This is a genomic window from Streptomyces arenae (assembly GCF_022343545.1).
In the GTDB taxonomy this organism is placed as follows: Bacteria; Actinomycetota; Actinomycetes; order Streptomycetales; family Streptomycetaceae; genus Streptomyces; species Streptomyces humi.
Window position 1 is genome coordinate 396,806 of record NZ_JAKQYH010000002.1, and the last position, 15,569, is coordinate 412,374.

General features: G+C 71.2%; 12 protein-coding genes. 9 read left to right on the forward strand and 3 right to left on the reverse strand.

The window, feature by feature from the left end; all coding sequences use genetic code 11:
* Positions 1-40: 40 nt before the first annotated feature.
* Both MB828_RS01735 and MB828_RS01740 read right to left on the reverse strand, forming a co-directional pair.
* Positions 41-2,470, reverse strand: a complete 2,430-nt coding sequence (locus MB828_RS01735) for an MFS transporter (RefSeq protein WP_301646626.1) — start codon at positions 2,468-2,470, stop codon at positions 41-43.
* Positions 2,471-2,618: 148 nt separating this feature from the next.
* On the reverse strand, positions 2,619-3,062 hold the full coding sequence (locus MB828_RS01740; RefSeq protein WP_133026249.1) for an SRPBCC family protein: 444 nt from the start codon (positions 3,060-3,062) through the stop codon (positions 2,619-2,621).
* Between the two features lie 180 nt (positions 3,063-3,242).
* Here MB828_RS01740 and MB828_RS01745 point away from each other — a divergent pair, with 180 nt between their 5' ends.
* The 3 genes from MB828_RS01745 to MB828_RS01755 all read left to right on the forward strand — a co-directional run bounded on the left by MB828_RS01745 (position 3,243) and on the right by MB828_RS01755 (position 6,494).
* On the forward strand, positions 3,243-4,289 hold the full coding sequence (locus tag MB828_RS01745; RefSeq protein WP_301646627.1) for an Rv2578c family radical SAM protein: 1,047 nt from the start codon (positions 3,243-3,245) through the stop codon (positions 4,287-4,289).
* A gap of 175 nt (positions 4,290-4,464) precedes the next feature.
* Complete coding sequence (locus tag MB828_RS01750) at positions 4,465-6,030, forward strand: alpha/beta hydrolase (protein WP_301646628.1); 1,566 nt, start codon at positions 4,465-4,467, stop codon at positions 6,028-6,030.
* Positions 6,031-6,095: 65 nt separating this feature from the next.
* Positions 6,096-6,494 (forward strand): RidA family protein, encoded by a 399-nt coding sequence (locus MB828_RS01755; protein ID WP_301646629.1) that lies wholly within the window; start codon positions 6,096-6,098, stop codon positions 6,492-6,494.
* A 13-nt stretch (positions 6,495-6,507) separates the two neighbouring features.
* Here the strand turns inward: MB828_RS01755 and MB828_RS01760 are convergent, their stop codons facing one another.
* On the reverse strand, positions 6,508-7,083 hold the full coding sequence (locus MB828_RS01760) for an adenylosuccinate lyase (RefSeq protein WP_133026253.1): 576 nt from the start codon (positions 7,081-7,083) through the stop codon (positions 6,508-6,510).
* Between the two features lie 381 nt (positions 7,084-7,464).
* Between MB828_RS01760 and MB828_RS01765 the strand changes: the two genes are divergently transcribed.
* The 6 genes from MB828_RS01765 to MB828_RS01790 all read left to right on the forward strand — a co-directional run bounded on the left by MB828_RS01765 (position 7,465) and on the right by MB828_RS01790 (position 15,566).
* Positions 7,465-9,270 (forward strand): 3-hydroxyacyl-CoA dehydrogenase family protein, encoded by a 1,806-nt coding sequence (locus MB828_RS01765; protein ID WP_301646630.1) that lies wholly within the window; start codon positions 7,465-7,467, stop codon positions 9,268-9,270.
* Between the two features lie 184 nt (positions 9,271-9,454).
* Complete coding sequence (locus MB828_RS01770) at positions 9,455-10,267, forward strand: TetR family transcriptional regulator (RefSeq protein WP_301646631.1); 813 nt, start codon at positions 9,455-9,457, stop codon at positions 10,265-10,267.
* A 409-nt stretch (positions 10,268-10,676) separates the two neighbouring features.
* Positions 10,677-12,020 carry a crotonyl-CoA carboxylase/reductase gene (ccrA, locus tag MB828_RS01775; protein ID WP_133026256.1) on the forward strand — a complete coding sequence of 448 codons (1,344 nt, stop codon included), beginning with the start codon at positions 10,677-10,679 and terminating at the stop codon, positions 12,018-12,020.
* Positions 12,021-12,037: 17 nt separating this feature from the next.
* Positions 12,038-14,086, forward strand: coding sequence for a protein meaA (locus MB828_RS01780; RefSeq protein ID WP_301646632.1), 2,049 nt, complete (start codon positions 12,038-12,040; stop codon positions 14,084-14,086).
* Complete coding sequence (locus tag MB828_RS01785) at positions 14,083-15,048, forward strand: HpcH/HpaI aldolase/citrate lyase family protein (protein WP_301646633.1); 966 nt, start codon at positions 14,083-14,085, stop codon at positions 15,046-15,048. The genes MB828_RS01780 and MB828_RS01785 overlap by 4 nt, the downstream gene beginning before the upstream one ends.
* A 5-nt stretch (positions 15,049-15,053) precedes the next feature.
* Entirely contained in the window at positions 15,054-15,566 is a 513-nt protein-coding gene (locus MB828_RS01790; protein ID WP_301646688.1) for a MaoC family dehydratase, read from the forward strand.
* The last annotated feature ends 3 nt before the right edge of the window (positions 15,567-15,569 follow it).

Consider the following 15,569-nt stretch of genomic DNA (forward strand, 5'->3'; position numbering starts at 1 on the left):
TTCACCGCGCCGCTCGCCGGGCCCGCGGCCGGGCCGCCGCTCAGTCCTCGTGGCCGAGCTGGAGGTCGCGTTCGGTGCGGCCACCGCCCGCGACCTGGAGGACCGTGGCGACCGGCGGGTAGCCGGCGGCGATGACGGTGTACTCGCCCGAGGACAGGTCGACGAACCGGAACGTGCCGTCGGCTCCGGTGGTGAGGGTGTCGACGACGTTCCCCGCGGCGTCGAGCAGGGTCACCCGCGCGTCCTCCACCGGCCGCCCGCCCCCGGCGCGGACCGTGCCCCGCAGGACGGCGCCGCCGGCGAGTTCGACGTCCTGCCGGGTCTCCCGGGCGGCCTGCACGGTGACCGGGAGGGCGGCCGGGCGGAAGGCGGGGGCGCTGCCGGCGAGGGTGTACTCGCCGGCCACCAGCTCGGTGATGACGTAGCCGCCCTCACGGCCGCTGCGGACGCTGGCGACCACCTCGCCGTGCACGTTGGTGAGGGTGACGGTGGCGTCCCGTACGGGGGTGCCGTCGGCGGTGAGGACGCTGCCCGCGAGGCGCCCGGCGCCGCCGAGGACCACGTCGAGTTCGACGGGCCGCTCGCCGACGGTCACGGTGACGGCCTGCGGCTGGTGTCCGCCGGCGGCGGCGATCAGGACGTACGACCCGGAGCCGGGGGTGGCCAGCGCGTACCGGCCGTCCGCGCCGCTGGCGCCGCGGCCGACCTGCCGGCCGACGGCGTCGATGAGGGTCAGGGCCGCGCGGGGCACCACGGTCCCGTCGGGGTGCTGGACCGTGCCGCAGACCGGGATCCCGGCTCCGGTGTGCGGCGGGCGGAGCGGGGTGGGGGTCTCTCCGGCCGGGGGCTGGGGGCGTGCCTGCGGGATCGAGGTGGTCACGGTCAGGGGGTCCGTTTCGGCGGTGGGGTGGGACACCAGCGGTTTCTCCTTGAGGAAGCAGGCGATGAGCAGGCCCAGAGCGAGCACCGGGACCAGATACAGGAAGATCCGGGGCATCGCGTCGGCGTACGCGCGGACGTAGGCGTCGCGCAGCGCCGGGGGCAGCGCGTGGACGAGCTGCGGGGTGAGTCCCTCGGGGTCGGGGAGCCGGGCGCCCGCGCGGGCCGGCAGGCGGTGCCGCAGGGCGTCGGTGAGCCGGTCGGCGAAGAGGGTGCCGAAGACGGCGGCGCCGACGCTGCCGCCGATCTGCCGGAAGTAGTTGTTGGCGCTGGTGGCGGTGCCCAGGTCGGTGGGGCGCACCGAGTTCTGCACGGCGAGCACGAGGACCGGCATCACCATGCCGATGCCCGCGCCGAGTACGGCCATCCAGATGCTGTACTGCCAGCGCGGGGTGCCGACCTCGAGCCGGGAGAGCAGCCACATCCCGAGGACCGACAGGCCGCCGCCCAGGACCGGGTGGATCCGGTAGCGCCCGGTGTGGCTGATGAGCTGTCCTGTGATGATCGAGGCGCCGACGATCCCGCCCATCATGGGCAGCATCAGCAGTCCGGACTCGGTCGCCGAGGCGCCGTCGACCATCTGCAGGAAGGTCGGCAGGTAGCTGGCGGCACCGAACAGGGCGACGCCGACGACGAGCCCCACCAGCCCGGACACGTTGAAGACGGAGTCGCGGAACAGCCGCAGCGGGATGAGGGGTTCGACGGCGTGGTGCTCGACGACGAGGAACAGCACGGTGGCGGCCACCGCACCGGCGCCCAGCCCGAGGATGACGCGCGAGCCCCACGCGTACTCGGTCCCGCCCCAACTGGTCAGCAGGACGAGGCAGGTGGAGGCGGCGGCGAGCAACAGGGCGCCCAGCACGTCGAAACGGGCCCGGGCGCGGGGCTTCGGCAGTTTCAGGACGGCGGTGACGACGGCCAGGGTGACCAGCCCGAAGGGGACGTTGACGTAGAAGCACCAGCGCCAGGAGAGGTGGTCGGTGAAGTAGCCGCCGAGCAACGGCCCCGCGACGGAGGCGAGTCCGAAGGCGGCGCCGATCAGGCCCATGAACCGGCCGCGCTGCCGGGGTGGCACGATGTCCGCGATGATCGCCTGTACGCCGATCATCAACCCGCCCGCGCCGACGCCCTGTACGGCCCGGAAGGCGATCAACTGGTCCATGCTCTGGGCCCGTCCGGCGAGCGCGGAGCCGACGGCGAAGACGAGGATCGCGAACTGGAAGACGCCCTTGCGGCCGATGAGGTCGCCGAGCTTGCCGTAGACGGGCAGTCCGATGGTGGCGGTGAGCAGATAGGCGGTGATCGCCCAGGACATCCGGTCGAGGCCGTGCAGTTCGCCGACGATCTTCGGCAGCGCGGTGGCGACGATCATCTGGTCCAGCGCGGCGAGGAGCAGGGCGAGCATCAGCCCGCAGAACACCAGCCAGGTGCGGCGCGGCCCGAGTCCGGGTGCCGGAGCGGGTTCCGGCGCGGGGGCGTCCGAAGGCGCCATGGCCGGTTCCTCGTACTGCACCAGTGTCGTTCCGCCCACGTACCGCTCCCCTCGTCGCACCTGCGTGCAATTCCCGCCGTAAGGCGACAACTACGAACAAGCGCGACGAGTTACGGTACGGAGCGGGTGGACACGGAGATCCACTCGAACCGGTGAGGGGGGCCAACGCCCCCCGTCCGCCGGGAGGTTACTTCTCGACCTGGGCGGCGAGCCGGTCGAGGACCCCGTCGTAGATCCGGCCGAGGCCCTTGGGGGCGAAGGTCTTCTCGAAGAACCCGCCGATGCCGCCGGCGCCCTGCCAGGTGGTGTGGACGACGACCCTGGACTTCCCCTCCCCGGCGGGGGTGACGCGCCAGGTGGTGACCATGGAGGAGTTGCGGTCCTTCTCGACGAGCTCGCCGTCGGTGGGCTCGGTGACCTCCAGGAGGCAGTCGCGGACGCGCTTGCTGGTCGCCTGGAGCTTCCAGTGGACGAGGGTGCCCTCGCCGTCGCCGCCCTCGCGCACCTCGTACTCGCTGTAGTGCTCCGTCAGCAGGTTCGCGCGCGTGCCGCTGTAGTCGGCGAGGGTGTCGAACACCGTCTCCGGGTCCGCGGCGACGATCCGCTCCGTGGTGGCCTCGACCTGCGCCATTGCGTTCCTCCAGCACCTGGGTTCTCGGGGTCGCGCCAAGCCAACCACCCCGGCGCCCGGCCGCCCAAATCGGGGGGCCGTAAGCGGTCGGAAACGGCACCCGCACGGTCTTCACGGATCGTCCGCACGATCATGGGAACAGATGTTCTATTCTGTGCCCAGTGCTACCGAGGAGGCGTCATGCGCTGGGAGAACCTCACCGAGGAGGCCGGACACGACCGGGCCGGCACCGCGCTGTTCGGCGCGGACGCGGTCACGACGCGCACGTTCGACACACCCGAGTTCAGAGGGATCACGTTCCACGAGGTACGGGCGCGGTCGATCATCAACCGGGTGCCGGGCGCCTCGCGAATGCCGTTCGAATGGACGGTGAACCCCTACCGGGGCTGCTCGCACGCGTGCGTGTACTGCTTCGCCCGCAAGACCCACAGCTACCTGGACCTCGACACCGGGATCGGCTTCGACACCCAGATCGTGGTCAAGGTGAACGCGCCCGACCTGCTCCGCCGCCAGCTGGGCTCGCGCCGCTGGCTCGGCGACCACATCGCCATGGGCACCAATGTCGACTGCTACCAGCGCGCCGAGGGCCGCTACCGGCTGATGCCGGGGATCATCTCGGCCCTCACCGAGCACGCGAACCCGTTCTCGATCCTCACCAAGGGCACCCTCATCCTGCGCGACCTCGACCTGCTGCGCCGGGCGGCGGACGTCACCGACGTCGGCATATCGGTGTCCGTCGGCTTCGTCGACCCCGAGCTGTGGCGGACCGTGGAACCGGGCACCCCGGCACCCGAGCGACGCCTGGACGTCGTACGCGCCCTGGCCGGGGCGGGCATCGGCTGCGGGGTCCTCATGGCGCCGGTGATCCCCTTCCTCGGCGACCACCCGGCCCAGCTGCGGGCCACCGTAGGGGCCATCGCCGCCGCCGGGGCCACCTCCGTGACCCCCCTGGTGCTGCATCTGCGCCCGGGGGCCCGCGAGTGGTTCATGAGCTGGCTGGCCGTCCACCACCCGCACCTGGTGCGGCGCTACGAGCGGCTGTACGCGGAGGGCGCCTACGCCCCCAAGTGGTACCAGCGTCGGATCACCCGTCAGGTGCACGAACTGGCCCGGGAGTACGGCATCGGCCCGGCCCGCGCGGGCGCGCCCCGCCGGCTGCCGGTACCGGCGGCCGGCCCCACGGGCGCGGCCGAGCCGTCCGAGCCGACCCAACTGACCCTGCTGTGAACACCCGTCCGACCCTGTCGTGAGCACCCGTCAAGCCCCAGGGCGTTCGAGCGCAACCCTCGGCCCAATCGGGTCATTACTCATCTGAACAGGTTCTTCCGGGCCCCGGCCCCGGGACGATGCGGCGAGGGCCGTGACACGCGCGGTCCGCGATCCCTCCGTCCTGGGAGGCTCCATGCGAACACGCGCAGCCGTGCTGTGCGCCGCCGCCGTCGTGGCCGGGTCGTTCACCGCCCCGCCCGCGAGCGCCACCACCCGGGCCGCCGTCCAGACGTCCCCGGTGACCTGGAAGAAGTGCGGCACCACCGACTACCCCACCCTGGAGTGCGGCACGGTCGAGGTGCCGCTCGACCACCGGAACCCCGGTGGGAAGAAGATCACGCTCGCCCTCTCCCGGGTCCCGCACACCGCGTCCGCCCCGCTCGGCCCGCTGCTGGTCAACCCCGGCGGCCCCGGCGGCAGCGGGCTGGCCCTGGCGGGTTTCGTGGCGTCCGCACTGCCGAAGAAGGTGGCGGCCCGGTACGACGTCATCGGCTTCGACCCGCGCGGGGTCGGCAGGAGCGGCCCGGCGGTCGACTGCGCGCCCGGCTACTTCAAGCCGGTGCGCCCCGACTCGGTCCCGGCCACCCCGGCGCTGGAGCGGGCGAACCTCGACCGGGTGCGGTCGTTCGCGGCGGCCTGCGGCAGGAAGTACGCGAGCGTGCTGCCGTACCTGGACACGGTCAGCGCCGCGCAGGACCTGGACCTGGTCCGGCAGGCCCTGGGCGCCCGTCAGGTCAGCTACTTCGGCTACTCGTACGGCACGTACCTCGGCGCGGTCTACGCCAAGCTGCACCCGGACCGGATCCGCCGCCTGGTCCTGGACTCGATCGTCGACCCCACCGGCGTCTGGTACGACGACAACCTCGGCCAGGACCGGGCGTTCGACGACCGGCACCGCGCCCTGATGGCGTGGATCGCGAAGTACGACCAGGTCTACCGGCTCGGCACCGACCCGAAGCGGGTCGAGGCCAAGTGGTACGCCATGCGGGCGGCGCTGGCGAAGAAGCCGGCGGCCGGCAGGGTGGGCGCCTCCGAACTGGAGGACACCTTCATCCCCGGCGGCTACTACAACGGCTACTGGCCCTACCTGGCCGAGGCGTTCTCGGCGTACGTCAACGGGAAGAAGACGGCCGCGCTGGTCGAGGCGTACGACGACTTCGGCGCGGTCGACGCGTCCGGCGACAACGGCTACAGCGTCTACGCGGCCGTCCAGTGCCGGGACTCGTCCTGGCCGCGGGACTGGAACCAGTGGCGCAAGGACAACTGGGCGGCCTACGAGAAGGCGCCGTTCATGGTCTGGAACAACGCCTGGTACAACGCGACGTGCGCCTACTGGCCGACGAAGACGCTGAAGCCGGCGGACATCGCCAACACCGGGCTCCCGCCGGCGCTCCTCTTCCAGGCCACGGACGACGCGGCCACCCCCTACCAGGGCGGTGTCACCGCCCACCGGCTCCTCGCCGGCTCCAGCCTGGTGGTCGAAGAGGGCGGCGGCAACCACGGCATCAGCCTCAGCGGCAACGCCTGCCTGGACGAGCACCTCGCCGCCTACCTGACGGACGGCACGGTCCCGCGCGGCGCCGGGACGGCCGACGCGGTCTGCCGCAGGAGTCCCGACCCGAAGCCGCTCACCACCAAGACGGCCTCCACGACCTCCCGCGGCTCGACCCTGCACGGCCTGCTGGGCTTCCGCCGCTGAGCCGGCCGAGCCGAACGCACCGGTCCGGCGGGGCTGTTGTCACACCCGTGGTCCACCATGGACGCATGAGTGATCTGACCCGCATCCCCGCCCCCGCCGGAGTCGCCCCCGCCGCCCAGTACACGCACGTGGTGGCGGGCACCGGCCGGTTCGTGGCCGTCTCCGGGCAGCTCCCGCTGGACGAGCACGGCGAGCTGGTCGGCGAGGGCGACCCGGCCGCCCAGGCGAGGCAGGTCTTCGAGAACCTGCGCCGGTGCCTGGCCGCGGCCGGCGCCGGCTTCGACGACGTCGTCAAACTCACCTACTTCGTCACGGACATGGCCCACCTGCCGGCCCTCCGCGCGGCCCGCGCCGCCCACATACCGGAGGACCGCCTCCCGGCGTCCTCCGCCGTACAGGTGGCCGCCCTGGTCGCGCCGCAGTTCCTGATGGAGGTCGAGGCGCTGGCGGTGGTCGCCGGCTGACCGGCGGAGGCCGTCATCTCGGCCGCGGGATGTGGGCCAGGGCCCGGACCGCCGCCTCGGCGAGGGTGGGATGGGCCAGGGCCTCCTTGAGGACCCGGCCGGCCCGGGGGTCGGCGAGGGTGCCGAGGCCGTCCACGCAGGCGAGGGCGATCTTGCGGTAGGGGTCGTGGGGGCGCAGCCGGCGCTCCAGGGTGGTGATGAGAGCGGGGACCGACTCCGGGGCGCGCAGTTCGACCAGGAGGCGGACCGGGTGCAGGGCGTAGGCCACGCGCAGTTCGTTGGTGGCGAGGGCGGCGGCCGCGCGGGCGGTGCGCGGGTCCTGGAGGCGGGCGAGGGCGTGCGCGGCGGAGGCGCAGCGGGGCGGGTCGCGGTGGTTGAGGAGGAGGACCAGGGTCTCGAAGGCTCGCCGGTCCCCGGCCACCCCGAGCCGGTACGCCGCCAGCTCCCTGGCCCACAGGGGCTGTCCGACGGCGGTCAGCACCTCCGCCAGATCGTCGTGGTCCTCGGTGGCAACGAGCCGGTCGTAGGCGGCCGTTCCCTGCGACTCCCGCCGCAGACGCTCCGTGAGTGATCGCAACTCTTCGTCCACGAAGCCCAGCGTAGAGGGGTTGCCGCGGCAAGGGGACGTACATCACAAAGTCGGGGGGCTGGCGCGCTCGTTACCCGCCGGTTAAGCTCAATCGAGCGAGTCACCCACTCGCAGCAACGCTCACATCGGTTTGGTGACGCAGCCGTCGTGAGCATCAAAAGTCGGTTCGGTACCTCGTACCGCAGTACGGCTCGGCTCCGGGACAGGGCCGGTCGGAATCCGCCGCCGCCGGGCGTGTGCGCGCCCGTGGCGGCCGCACCGGGCGTGTGCGCTCGCAGCCCGGCGACACCCGCATTCACGCAGCTCTTCTCGCACCCGGTGCGCCCCCTCGGCGCACCCGGGCGCGTTTCCAGTCGTCACCCTCATTCCTGGAGTCCCGCGATGGCCACTCCCCAGTCCGACCCTTCCCTGTCCCCGCTCCGCACGGTCGCCGTCGTCGGCCTCGGCACCATGGGCACCGGTATCACCGAGGTCCTCGCGAGGGCCGGCCGCCAGGTGATCGGCATCGACATCAGCGAGGCCCAGGCCGCGCGGTCCGTGGCCGCGCTGGAGACCTCCACCGCCCGTGCCGTGGCGCGCGGCAGGCTCACCGAGCAGGAGCGCGCCGACGTCCTCGCCCGGGTCCGCACCGGCACCGACCTCACGGCCGCGGCCGACGCCGACCTCGTCATCGAGGTGGTCCCGGAGTCGTACGACATCAAGCACCAGATCTTCCGCGAACTGGACGGCGTCGTCCGCCCGGACACCGTCCTCGCGACCGGCACCAACGCGCTCTCCGTGACCCGCCTGGCCGCCGCCTCGGCCCGCCCCGAGCGCGTCCTCGGGCTGCACTTCTTCAACCCGGCCCCGGCGATGAAGCTGGTCGAGGTCGTCTCCTCGGTCCTCACCGCGCCGGGCGCCGTCGCCGCCGTCACCGACCTCGCGATCGAGCTGGGCAAGGAGCCGGTCGCGGTCGGCGACCGTCCCGGGTTCGTCGCCGACGGGCTGCTGTTCGGCTACCTCAACCAGGCCGCCGCCATGTACGAGGCCAAGTACGCCTCCCGTGAGGACATCGACGCGGCCATGCGGCTCGGCTGCGGCCTGCCCATGGGTCCCCTGGCCCTGCTGGACCTGATCGGTGTCGACACCGCCCGCACGGTCCTGGACGCCATGTACGCGGAGTCCCGGGACCGGCTGCACGCCCCCGCCCCGATCCTCAAGCAGCTCAGCGAGGCCGGTCTGACCGGCCGCAAGTCCGGGCGCGGCTTCTACACCTACGAGGCGCCGGGCAGCGCCACGGTCGTCCGGGACGCGGGGACCCCGCTGGACGGCGCCGCGCTCACCCAGGGCCGTACGGTCCGCTCGGTCGGCGTGGCCGGGTCCGGCACCATGGCCTCCGGCATCGCCGAGGTCTTCGCCAAGGCCGGCTACGAGGTGGTCCTGGCCGCCCGCAGCGAGGAGAAGGCCCAGGCGGCGAAGGCCCGGATCGGCAAGTCCCTGGACCGTTCGGTCGGCAAGGGCCGGATGACCGCGGAGGCCGCCGCGGGGACCCTGGACCTGATCACCCCGGCGGGTTCGTACGACGCCTTCTCCGACGTCGACCTGGCCGTGGAGGCGGTCGCCGAGGACCTGGAGGTCAAGCGGCAGCTGTTCCAGACCCTGGACAAGGTCTGCAAGCCGGGCGCGGTCCTGGCCACCACGACCTCCTCGCTGCCGGTGGTCGCCTGCGCCCGCGCCACCTCGCGTCCGCAGGACGTGATCGGCATGCACTTCTTCAACCCGGCCCCGGCGATGAAGCTGGTCGAGGTCGTCCGGACCGTGCTGACCGCCGAGGACGTGCACGCCACGGTCCGCGAGGTCTGCGCGAAGATCCGCAAGCACCCGGTCGACTGCGGCGACCGGGCCGGGTTCATCGTGAACGCGCTGCTGTTCCCGTACCTGAACAACGCGATCAAGATGGTCGAGGAGCACTACGCCTCGCTGGACGACATCGACGCGGCGATGAAGCTCGGCGGCGGCTATCCGATGGGCCCGTTCGAACTGCTCGACGTGGTCGGCCTGGACGTCTCGCTCGCGATCGAGAAGGTGCTGCACCGGGAGTTCCGGGACCCGGGCCTCGCGCCCGCGCCACTCCTCGAGCACCTGGTGGCCGCGGGCTGCCTCGGCCGCAAGACCGGCCGCGGCTTCCGCGAATATGCCCGCCGCTGACAGCGTCGGCGACTGGTTCCGGGACGAGGACGGCTGGGGCGGGCTGCTCGGCCCCGGCAGCCCTCCCCCGCCCGCCCGGCTCGGCCGTCTCCAGCCCGCCCGGCCCGGCGGCCCCCCGTCCCCCGCGGACGGGGGAAACCCCGGGCCTGCGCATCGAGCTGCGCACATGCAGTACGTTCGGGTCATGTCCCAGCCCGCCAAGTCCTCACGTACCCCCGCCACGCCCGACGCGCCGGAGAGTGCCGCGGGCAGCCGCGCGGCGGCCCAGCGGCTCAAGATGCGCCGAGAACTGGCGGCCGCCGCGATGGAGCTCTTCGCGACCAAGGGGTACGAGGCGACCACCGTCGACGAGATCGCGGCCGCGGCCGGGGTCGCCCGCCGCACCTTCTTCCGCCACTTCCGCTCCAAGGAAGAGGCGATCTTCCCCGACCACGACGACACGCTGGTCCGCGCGGAGGCGGTGCTCAACGCGGCCCCGGCGCACGAGCACCCGCTCGACACCGTGTGCCGTGGCATCAAGGAAGTCATGAAGATGTACGCGGGCCGGCCGGAGATCTCGGTGGCCCGGTACAAGCTGACCCGTGAGGTGCCCACCCTCCGCGAGGCCGAGATCGCCTCGGTGGCCCGCTACGAGCGCCTCTTCACCCGCTACCTCCTCGGCCACTTCGACGAGCACGCCCACGCCGACGACGCCAACGACGACCCGTTGCTCGCCGAGGTCGCCGCGTCGGCGGTGGTCACCGCCCACAACCACGTGCTGCGGCGCTGGCTGCGGGCGGGGGGACAGGGCGACGTGGAGGCGCAGCTGGACCACGCCTTCGCGATCGTGCGGAAGACGTTCGGCAACGGGATCGGGGCGGGCCGCGAGTCCGCGCCCCGGCCGGCCGCGGCGAGCACGGTCGCCTCGCAGGGCGAGGTGCTGGTGACGGTGGCCCGGACCGACGCCCCGCTGGACGAGGTCATGCGGACCATCGAACAGGCACTCAAGGAGCGCTGAGCCACCCTCCGGGAGTGTCCTCGGACACTCCGCCGCTGTGATGACGGCCACCCGCCCGGGTGGCCGTTTTGGCATGTCAGAGCACCTTTTCAGGCGCCTTTCAGCGGCCGTTCGATCGATCATCGCTCATTTGTTACGTAAAGATTTCATCTGAGGCGAAGTCATGGCACTCAGTGCCTTGCGGCCTGACACGCGGTGTCATACGTTGATGGTGTCCGGCCTGTCCCGGAGAGCCCACCAGCTCCCCCGTCGGACGCCTGCGTCACAGGCAACCTCCCGCGCCACAAAGCGCTGCCGAAGCACCACCCCCGCCGAACCGACGGCATCTTTCCCGAAACCCTCAGCAGCACCGCCGTAACCCTCAGCGCCCCTCCCCCCGGGAGGGGCGCACACCGCCGGAGGCAACACCGTGACCACTCAGGCCATTCTGGACGCGATCCAGTCACCGGACTCGACGCCGGCCGACTTCGCCGCCCTGCCGCTCCCCGAGTCGTACCGCGCGATCACCGTGCACAAGGACGAGACGGACATGTTCGCGGGCCTGGAGACCCGCGACAAGGACCCCCGCAAGTCCATCCACCTCGACGAGGTGCCCCTGCCCGAGCTGGGCCCGGGCGAGGCACTGGTCGCCGTCATGGCGTCGAGCGTCAACTACAACTCGGTGTGGACCTCGATCTTCGAGCCGCTGTCGACCTTCGGCTTCCTGGAGCGCTACGGCCGCCTCAGCGAGCTGACCAAGCGGCACGACCTGCCGTACCACATCATCGGCTCCGACCTCGCGGGCGTGGTCCTGCGCACCGGTCCCGGCGTCAACGCCTGGAAGCCCGGTGACGAGGTCGTCGCGCACTGCCTCAGCGTGGAGCTGGAGTCCAGCGACGGGCACAACGACACGATGCTCGACCCCGAGCAGCGCATCTGGGGTTTCGAGACCAACTTCGGCGGTCTCGCCGAGGTCGCGCTCGTCAAGTCCAACCAGCTGATGCCCAAGCCGGACCACCTCAGCTGGGAGGAGGCCGCCGCTCCCGGTCTGGTCAACTCCACCGCCTACCGCCAGCTGGTCTCCCGCAACGGCGCCGGCATGAAGCAGGGCGACAACGTGCTCATCTGGGGCGCGAGCGGCGGCCTCGGCTCGTACGCCACGCAGTTCGCGCTGGCCGGCGGCGCCAACCCCATCTGCGTCGTGTCCTCGCCGCAGAAGGCGGACATCTGCCGCGCGATGGGCGCCGAGGCGATCATCGACCGCAACGCCGAGGACTACAAGTTCTGGAAGAACGAGCAGGAGCAGGACCCGCGCGAGTGGAAGCGCTTCGGCAAGCGCATCCGCGAGTTCACCGGTGGCGAGGACATCGACATCGTCTTCGAGCACCCCGGCCGCGAGACCTTCGGCGCGAGCGTGTTCGTCACCCGCAAGGGCGGCACCATCACCACCTGCGCCTCCACCTCGGGCTACATGCACGAGTACGACAACCGCTACCTGTGGATGTCCCTGAAGCGGATCATCGGCTCGCACTTCGCCAACTACCGCGAGGCCTGGGAGGCCAACCGGCTGATCGCGAAGGGCAAGATCCACCCGACGCTGTCGAAGACCTACTCCCTGGAGGAGACCGGGCAGGCCGCGTACGACGTGCACCGCAACCTCCACCAGGGCAAGGTCGGCGTGCTGTGCCTCGCCCCCGAGGAGGGCCTCGGCGTGCGCGACGAGGAGATGCGCGCCAAGCACCTCGACGCCATCAACCGCTTCCGCAACATCTGAGACACCCGAGGTCATAGATGACTGAGCGTCAGATCGCCGACGGGGCACGTGTGAAGGACCGGCCGTGGCTCATGCGCACGTACGCCGGCCACTCCACGGCCGAGGCGTCCAACGAGCTGTACCGGCGCAACCTCGCCAAGGGCCAGACCGGTCTTTCGGTGGCGTTCGACCTGCCGACGCAGACCGGCTACGACCCCGACCACATCCTCGCCCGCGGCGAGGTCGGCCGGGTGGGCGTGCCCGTCTCGCACCTCGGCGACATGCGCCGGCTGTTCCAGGACATCCCCCTGGAGCAGATGAACACCTCGATGACGATCAACGCCACCGCCATGTGGCTGCTGGCGCTCTACCAGGTCGTCGCCGAGGAGCAGGGCGCGGACGTCACCAAGCTCCAGGGCACGACCCAGAACGACATCGTCAAGGAGTACCTGTCCCGCGGGACCCATGTCTTCCCGCCGGGACCGAGCCTCCGCCTGACGACGGACATGATCGCGTACACGGTCTCCCACATCCCGAAGTGGAACCCGATCAACATCTGCAGCTACCACCTGCAGGAGGCGGGCGCCACCCCGGTCCAGGAGATCGCGTACGCGATGTCCACCGCCATCGCGGTGCTGGACGCGGTGCGCGACAGCGGCCAGGTCCCGCAGGAGCGCATGGGCGACGTCGTCGCCCGTATCTCCTTCTTCGTGAACGCGGGCGTCCGGTTCGTCGAGGAGATGTGCAAGATGCGGGCGTTCGGCCGCATCTGGGACAAGATCACCAGCGAGCGGTACGGCATCGAGGACCCGAAGCAGCGCCGGTTCCGGTACGGCGTCCAGGTCAACTCCCTCGGGCTGACCGAGGCGCAGCCGGAGAACAACGTCCAGCGGATCGTCCTGGAGATGCTGGCCGTCACGCTGTCGAAGGACGCCCGCGCGCGTGCCGTGCAGCTCCCGGCCTGGAACGAGGCGCTCGGCCTGCCGACGCCCTGGGACCAGCAGTGGTCGCTGCGGATCCAGCAGGTGCTGGCGCACGAGAGCGACCTGCTGGAGTACGAGGACATCTTCGAGGGCTCGCACGTCATCGAGAAGAAGGTCGCCCAGCTGGTCGAGGACTCCCTCGCGGAGATCGACCGGATCCAGGAGATGGGCGGTGCGATGGCCGCCGTCGAGTCCGGCTACCTGAAGTCGCAGCTGGTCTCCTCGCACGCCGAGCGGCGCGCCCGGATCGAGTCCGGGCAGGAGAAGATCGTCGGCGTCAACATCTTCGAGACGACCGAGCCGAACCCGCTGACCGCGGACCTGGACACGGCCATCCAGACGGTCGACCCGGCCGTCGAGGCGAGGGTCGTGGCGGCGATCGGCCACTGGCGCGACACGCGGTACCAGCCGCCGTTCAACCACCCGCGGCCCTGCAAGGCGCTGGAGCGGCTGAAGGAGGCCGCCAAGGGCACCGACAACCTCATGGAGGCCACCCTTGAGTGCGCCCGTGCGGGCGTGACGACCGGCGAATGGGCGGGGGCCCTGCGCGAGGTGTTCGGCGAGTTCCGGGCGCCCACCGGGGTCTCCTCGGCTCCGATCGCGGTCCCCGTCGAGCCGGGCTCGGCGCTGGCCGAGGTGCGGGCCAAGGTGGACGCCACCGCCCGTGACCTGGGCAGCGGCAAGCTCCGCTTCCTGGTCGGCAAGCCCGGTCTCGACGGGCACTCCAACGGCGCCGAGCAGATCGCGGTGCGCGCCCGGGACGCCGGCTTCGAGGTGGTCTACCAGGGCATCCGGCTCACCCCGGAGCAGATCGTGGACGCGGCCCTCGCCGAGGACGTGCACGCGGTCGGCCTGTCGATCCTCTCCGGGTCGCACGCCCAGCTGGTCCCGGACGTCCTGGAACGACTCCGTGTGGCCGGTGCCACAGATATACCGGTGATCGCCGGTGGCATCATCCCGAACGGTGATGCCGAGCAGCTCAGGGAAGCCGGAGTGGCCGCGGTCTTCACCCCGAAGGACTTCGACATCACCGGAATCATCGGCCGCATCGTCGACGAGATCCGGAAAGCGAACAAGCTCGACCCCCTGGAGGTCCCCGCATGACCACGCCTGTCAACCGGCTCCGCCCGCGGCGCTCCTGCCTGGCCGTGCCCGGCTCGAACCCGCGCTTCCTGGAGAAGGCGCAGGGTCTCCCGGCGGACCAGGTCTTCCTGGACCTGGAGGACGCGTGCGCGCCGCTCGCCAAGCCCGGGGCGCGGCACACCATCGTGAAGTTCCTCAACGAGGGCGACTGGACCGGCAAGACGCGCGTGGTGCGCGTCAACGACTGGACGACCGAGTGGACGTACCGTGACGTCGTGACCGTGGTCGAGGGCGCCGGGCAGAACCTCGACTGCATCATGCTGCCGAAGGTGCAGACAGCCCAGCAAGTGGTCGCCCTGGACCTGCTGCTGACCCAGATCGAGAAGACCATGGGCTTCGAGGTCGGCAAGATCGGCATCGAGGCGCAGATCGAGAACGCGCAGGGCCTGAACAACGTCAACGAGATCGCGACGGCCTCCCAGCGCGTCGAGACGATCATCTTCGGCCCGGCCGACTTCATGGCGTCCATCAACATGAAGTCGCTGGTCGTGGGCGAGCAGCCGCCCGGCTACCCGGCGGACGCCTACCACTACATCCTGATGAAGATCCTGATGGCCGCCCGCGCCAACAACCTCCAGGCGATCGACGGCCCCTACCTCCAGATCCGCAACATCGACGGCTACCGCGAGGTCGCGCAGCGTGCCGCCGCGCTCGGTTTCGACGGCAAGTGGGTGCTGCACCCGGGCCAGGTCGAGGCGTCCAACGAGATCTTCTCGCCCTCCCAGGAGGACTACGACCACGCCGAGCTGATCCTGGACGCGTACGACTACTACACGTCCGAGGCCGGCGGCAAGAAGGGCTCCGCGATGCTCGGCGACGAGATGATCGACGAGGCCAGCCGCAAGATGGCCCTGGTCATCTCCGGCAAGGGCCGGGCGGCCGGCATGCAGCGCACGTCCAAGTTCGAGATCCCGGAGGCGTGAGCGCGATGCAGTTCGGACGCACGTACGAGGAGTTCGAGGTCGGGGCGACGTACAAGCACTGGCCCGGGAAGACGGTCACGGAGTACGACGACCACCTGTTCTGTCTCCTCACGATGAACCACCACCCGCTCCACATGGACACGAACTACGCCGAGAAGACGACGGACTTCGGCAAGAACGTGGTGGTCGGCAACTACATCTACTCCCTCCTGCTCGGCATGTCCGTGCCGGACGTCTCGGGCAAGGCGATCGCCAACCTGGAGATCGAGTCGCTGAAGCACGTGGCGCCGACCTTCCACGGCGACACGATCTACGGTCAGACGACCGTGCTCGACAAGTGGCCGTCCAAGTCGAAGGACGACCGCGGGATCGTCCACGTCGAGACCAAGGGCTACAAGCAGGACGGCACGCTGGTGTGCGTGTTCCGCCGCAAGGTGATGGTGCCGACCGAGACGTACATCAAGGAGCGCGGCGGCGAGCAGCCGGGCCGCCCCGAGCTGAAGGAACAGGGGAAGTAAGCG

Bases quoted from the DNA above. Each gene is read 5' to 3' on its own strand.
- MB828_RS01740 (WP_133026249.1), bottom strand. From the start codon at position 3,062: ATGGCGCAGGTCGAGGCCACCACGGAGCGGATCGTCGCCGCGGACCCG.
- MB828_RS01745 (WP_301646627.1), top strand. From the start codon at position 3,243: ATGCGCTGGGAGAACCTCACCGAGGAGGCCGGACACGACCGGGCCGGC.
- MB828_RS01750 (WP_301646628.1), top strand. From the start codon at position 4,465: ATGCGAACACGCGCAGCCGTGCTGTGCGCCGCCGCCGTCGTGGCCGGG.
- MB828_RS01755 (WP_301646629.1), top strand. From the start codon at position 6,096: ATGAGTGATCTGACCCGCATCCCCGCCCCCGCCGGAGTCGCCCCCGCC.
- MB828_RS01765 (WP_301646630.1), top strand. From the start codon at position 7,465: ATGGCCACTCCCCAGTCCGACCCTTCCCTGTCCCCGCTCCGCACGGTC.
- MB828_RS01770 (WP_301646631.1), top strand. From the start codon at position 9,455: ATGTCCCAGCCCGCCAAGTCCTCACGTACCCCCGCCACGCCCGACGCG.
- MB828_RS01780 (WP_301646632.1), top strand. From the start codon at position 12,038: ATGACTGAGCGTCAGATCGCCGACGGGGCACGTGTGAAGGACCGGCCG.
- MB828_RS01785 (WP_301646633.1), top strand. From the start codon at position 14,083: ATGACCACGCCTGTCAACCGGCTCCGCCCGCGGCGCTCCTGCCTGGCC.
- MB828_RS01790 (WP_301646688.1), top strand. From the start codon at position 15,054: ATGCAGTTCGGACGCACGTACGAGGAGTTCGAGGTCGGGGCGACGTAC.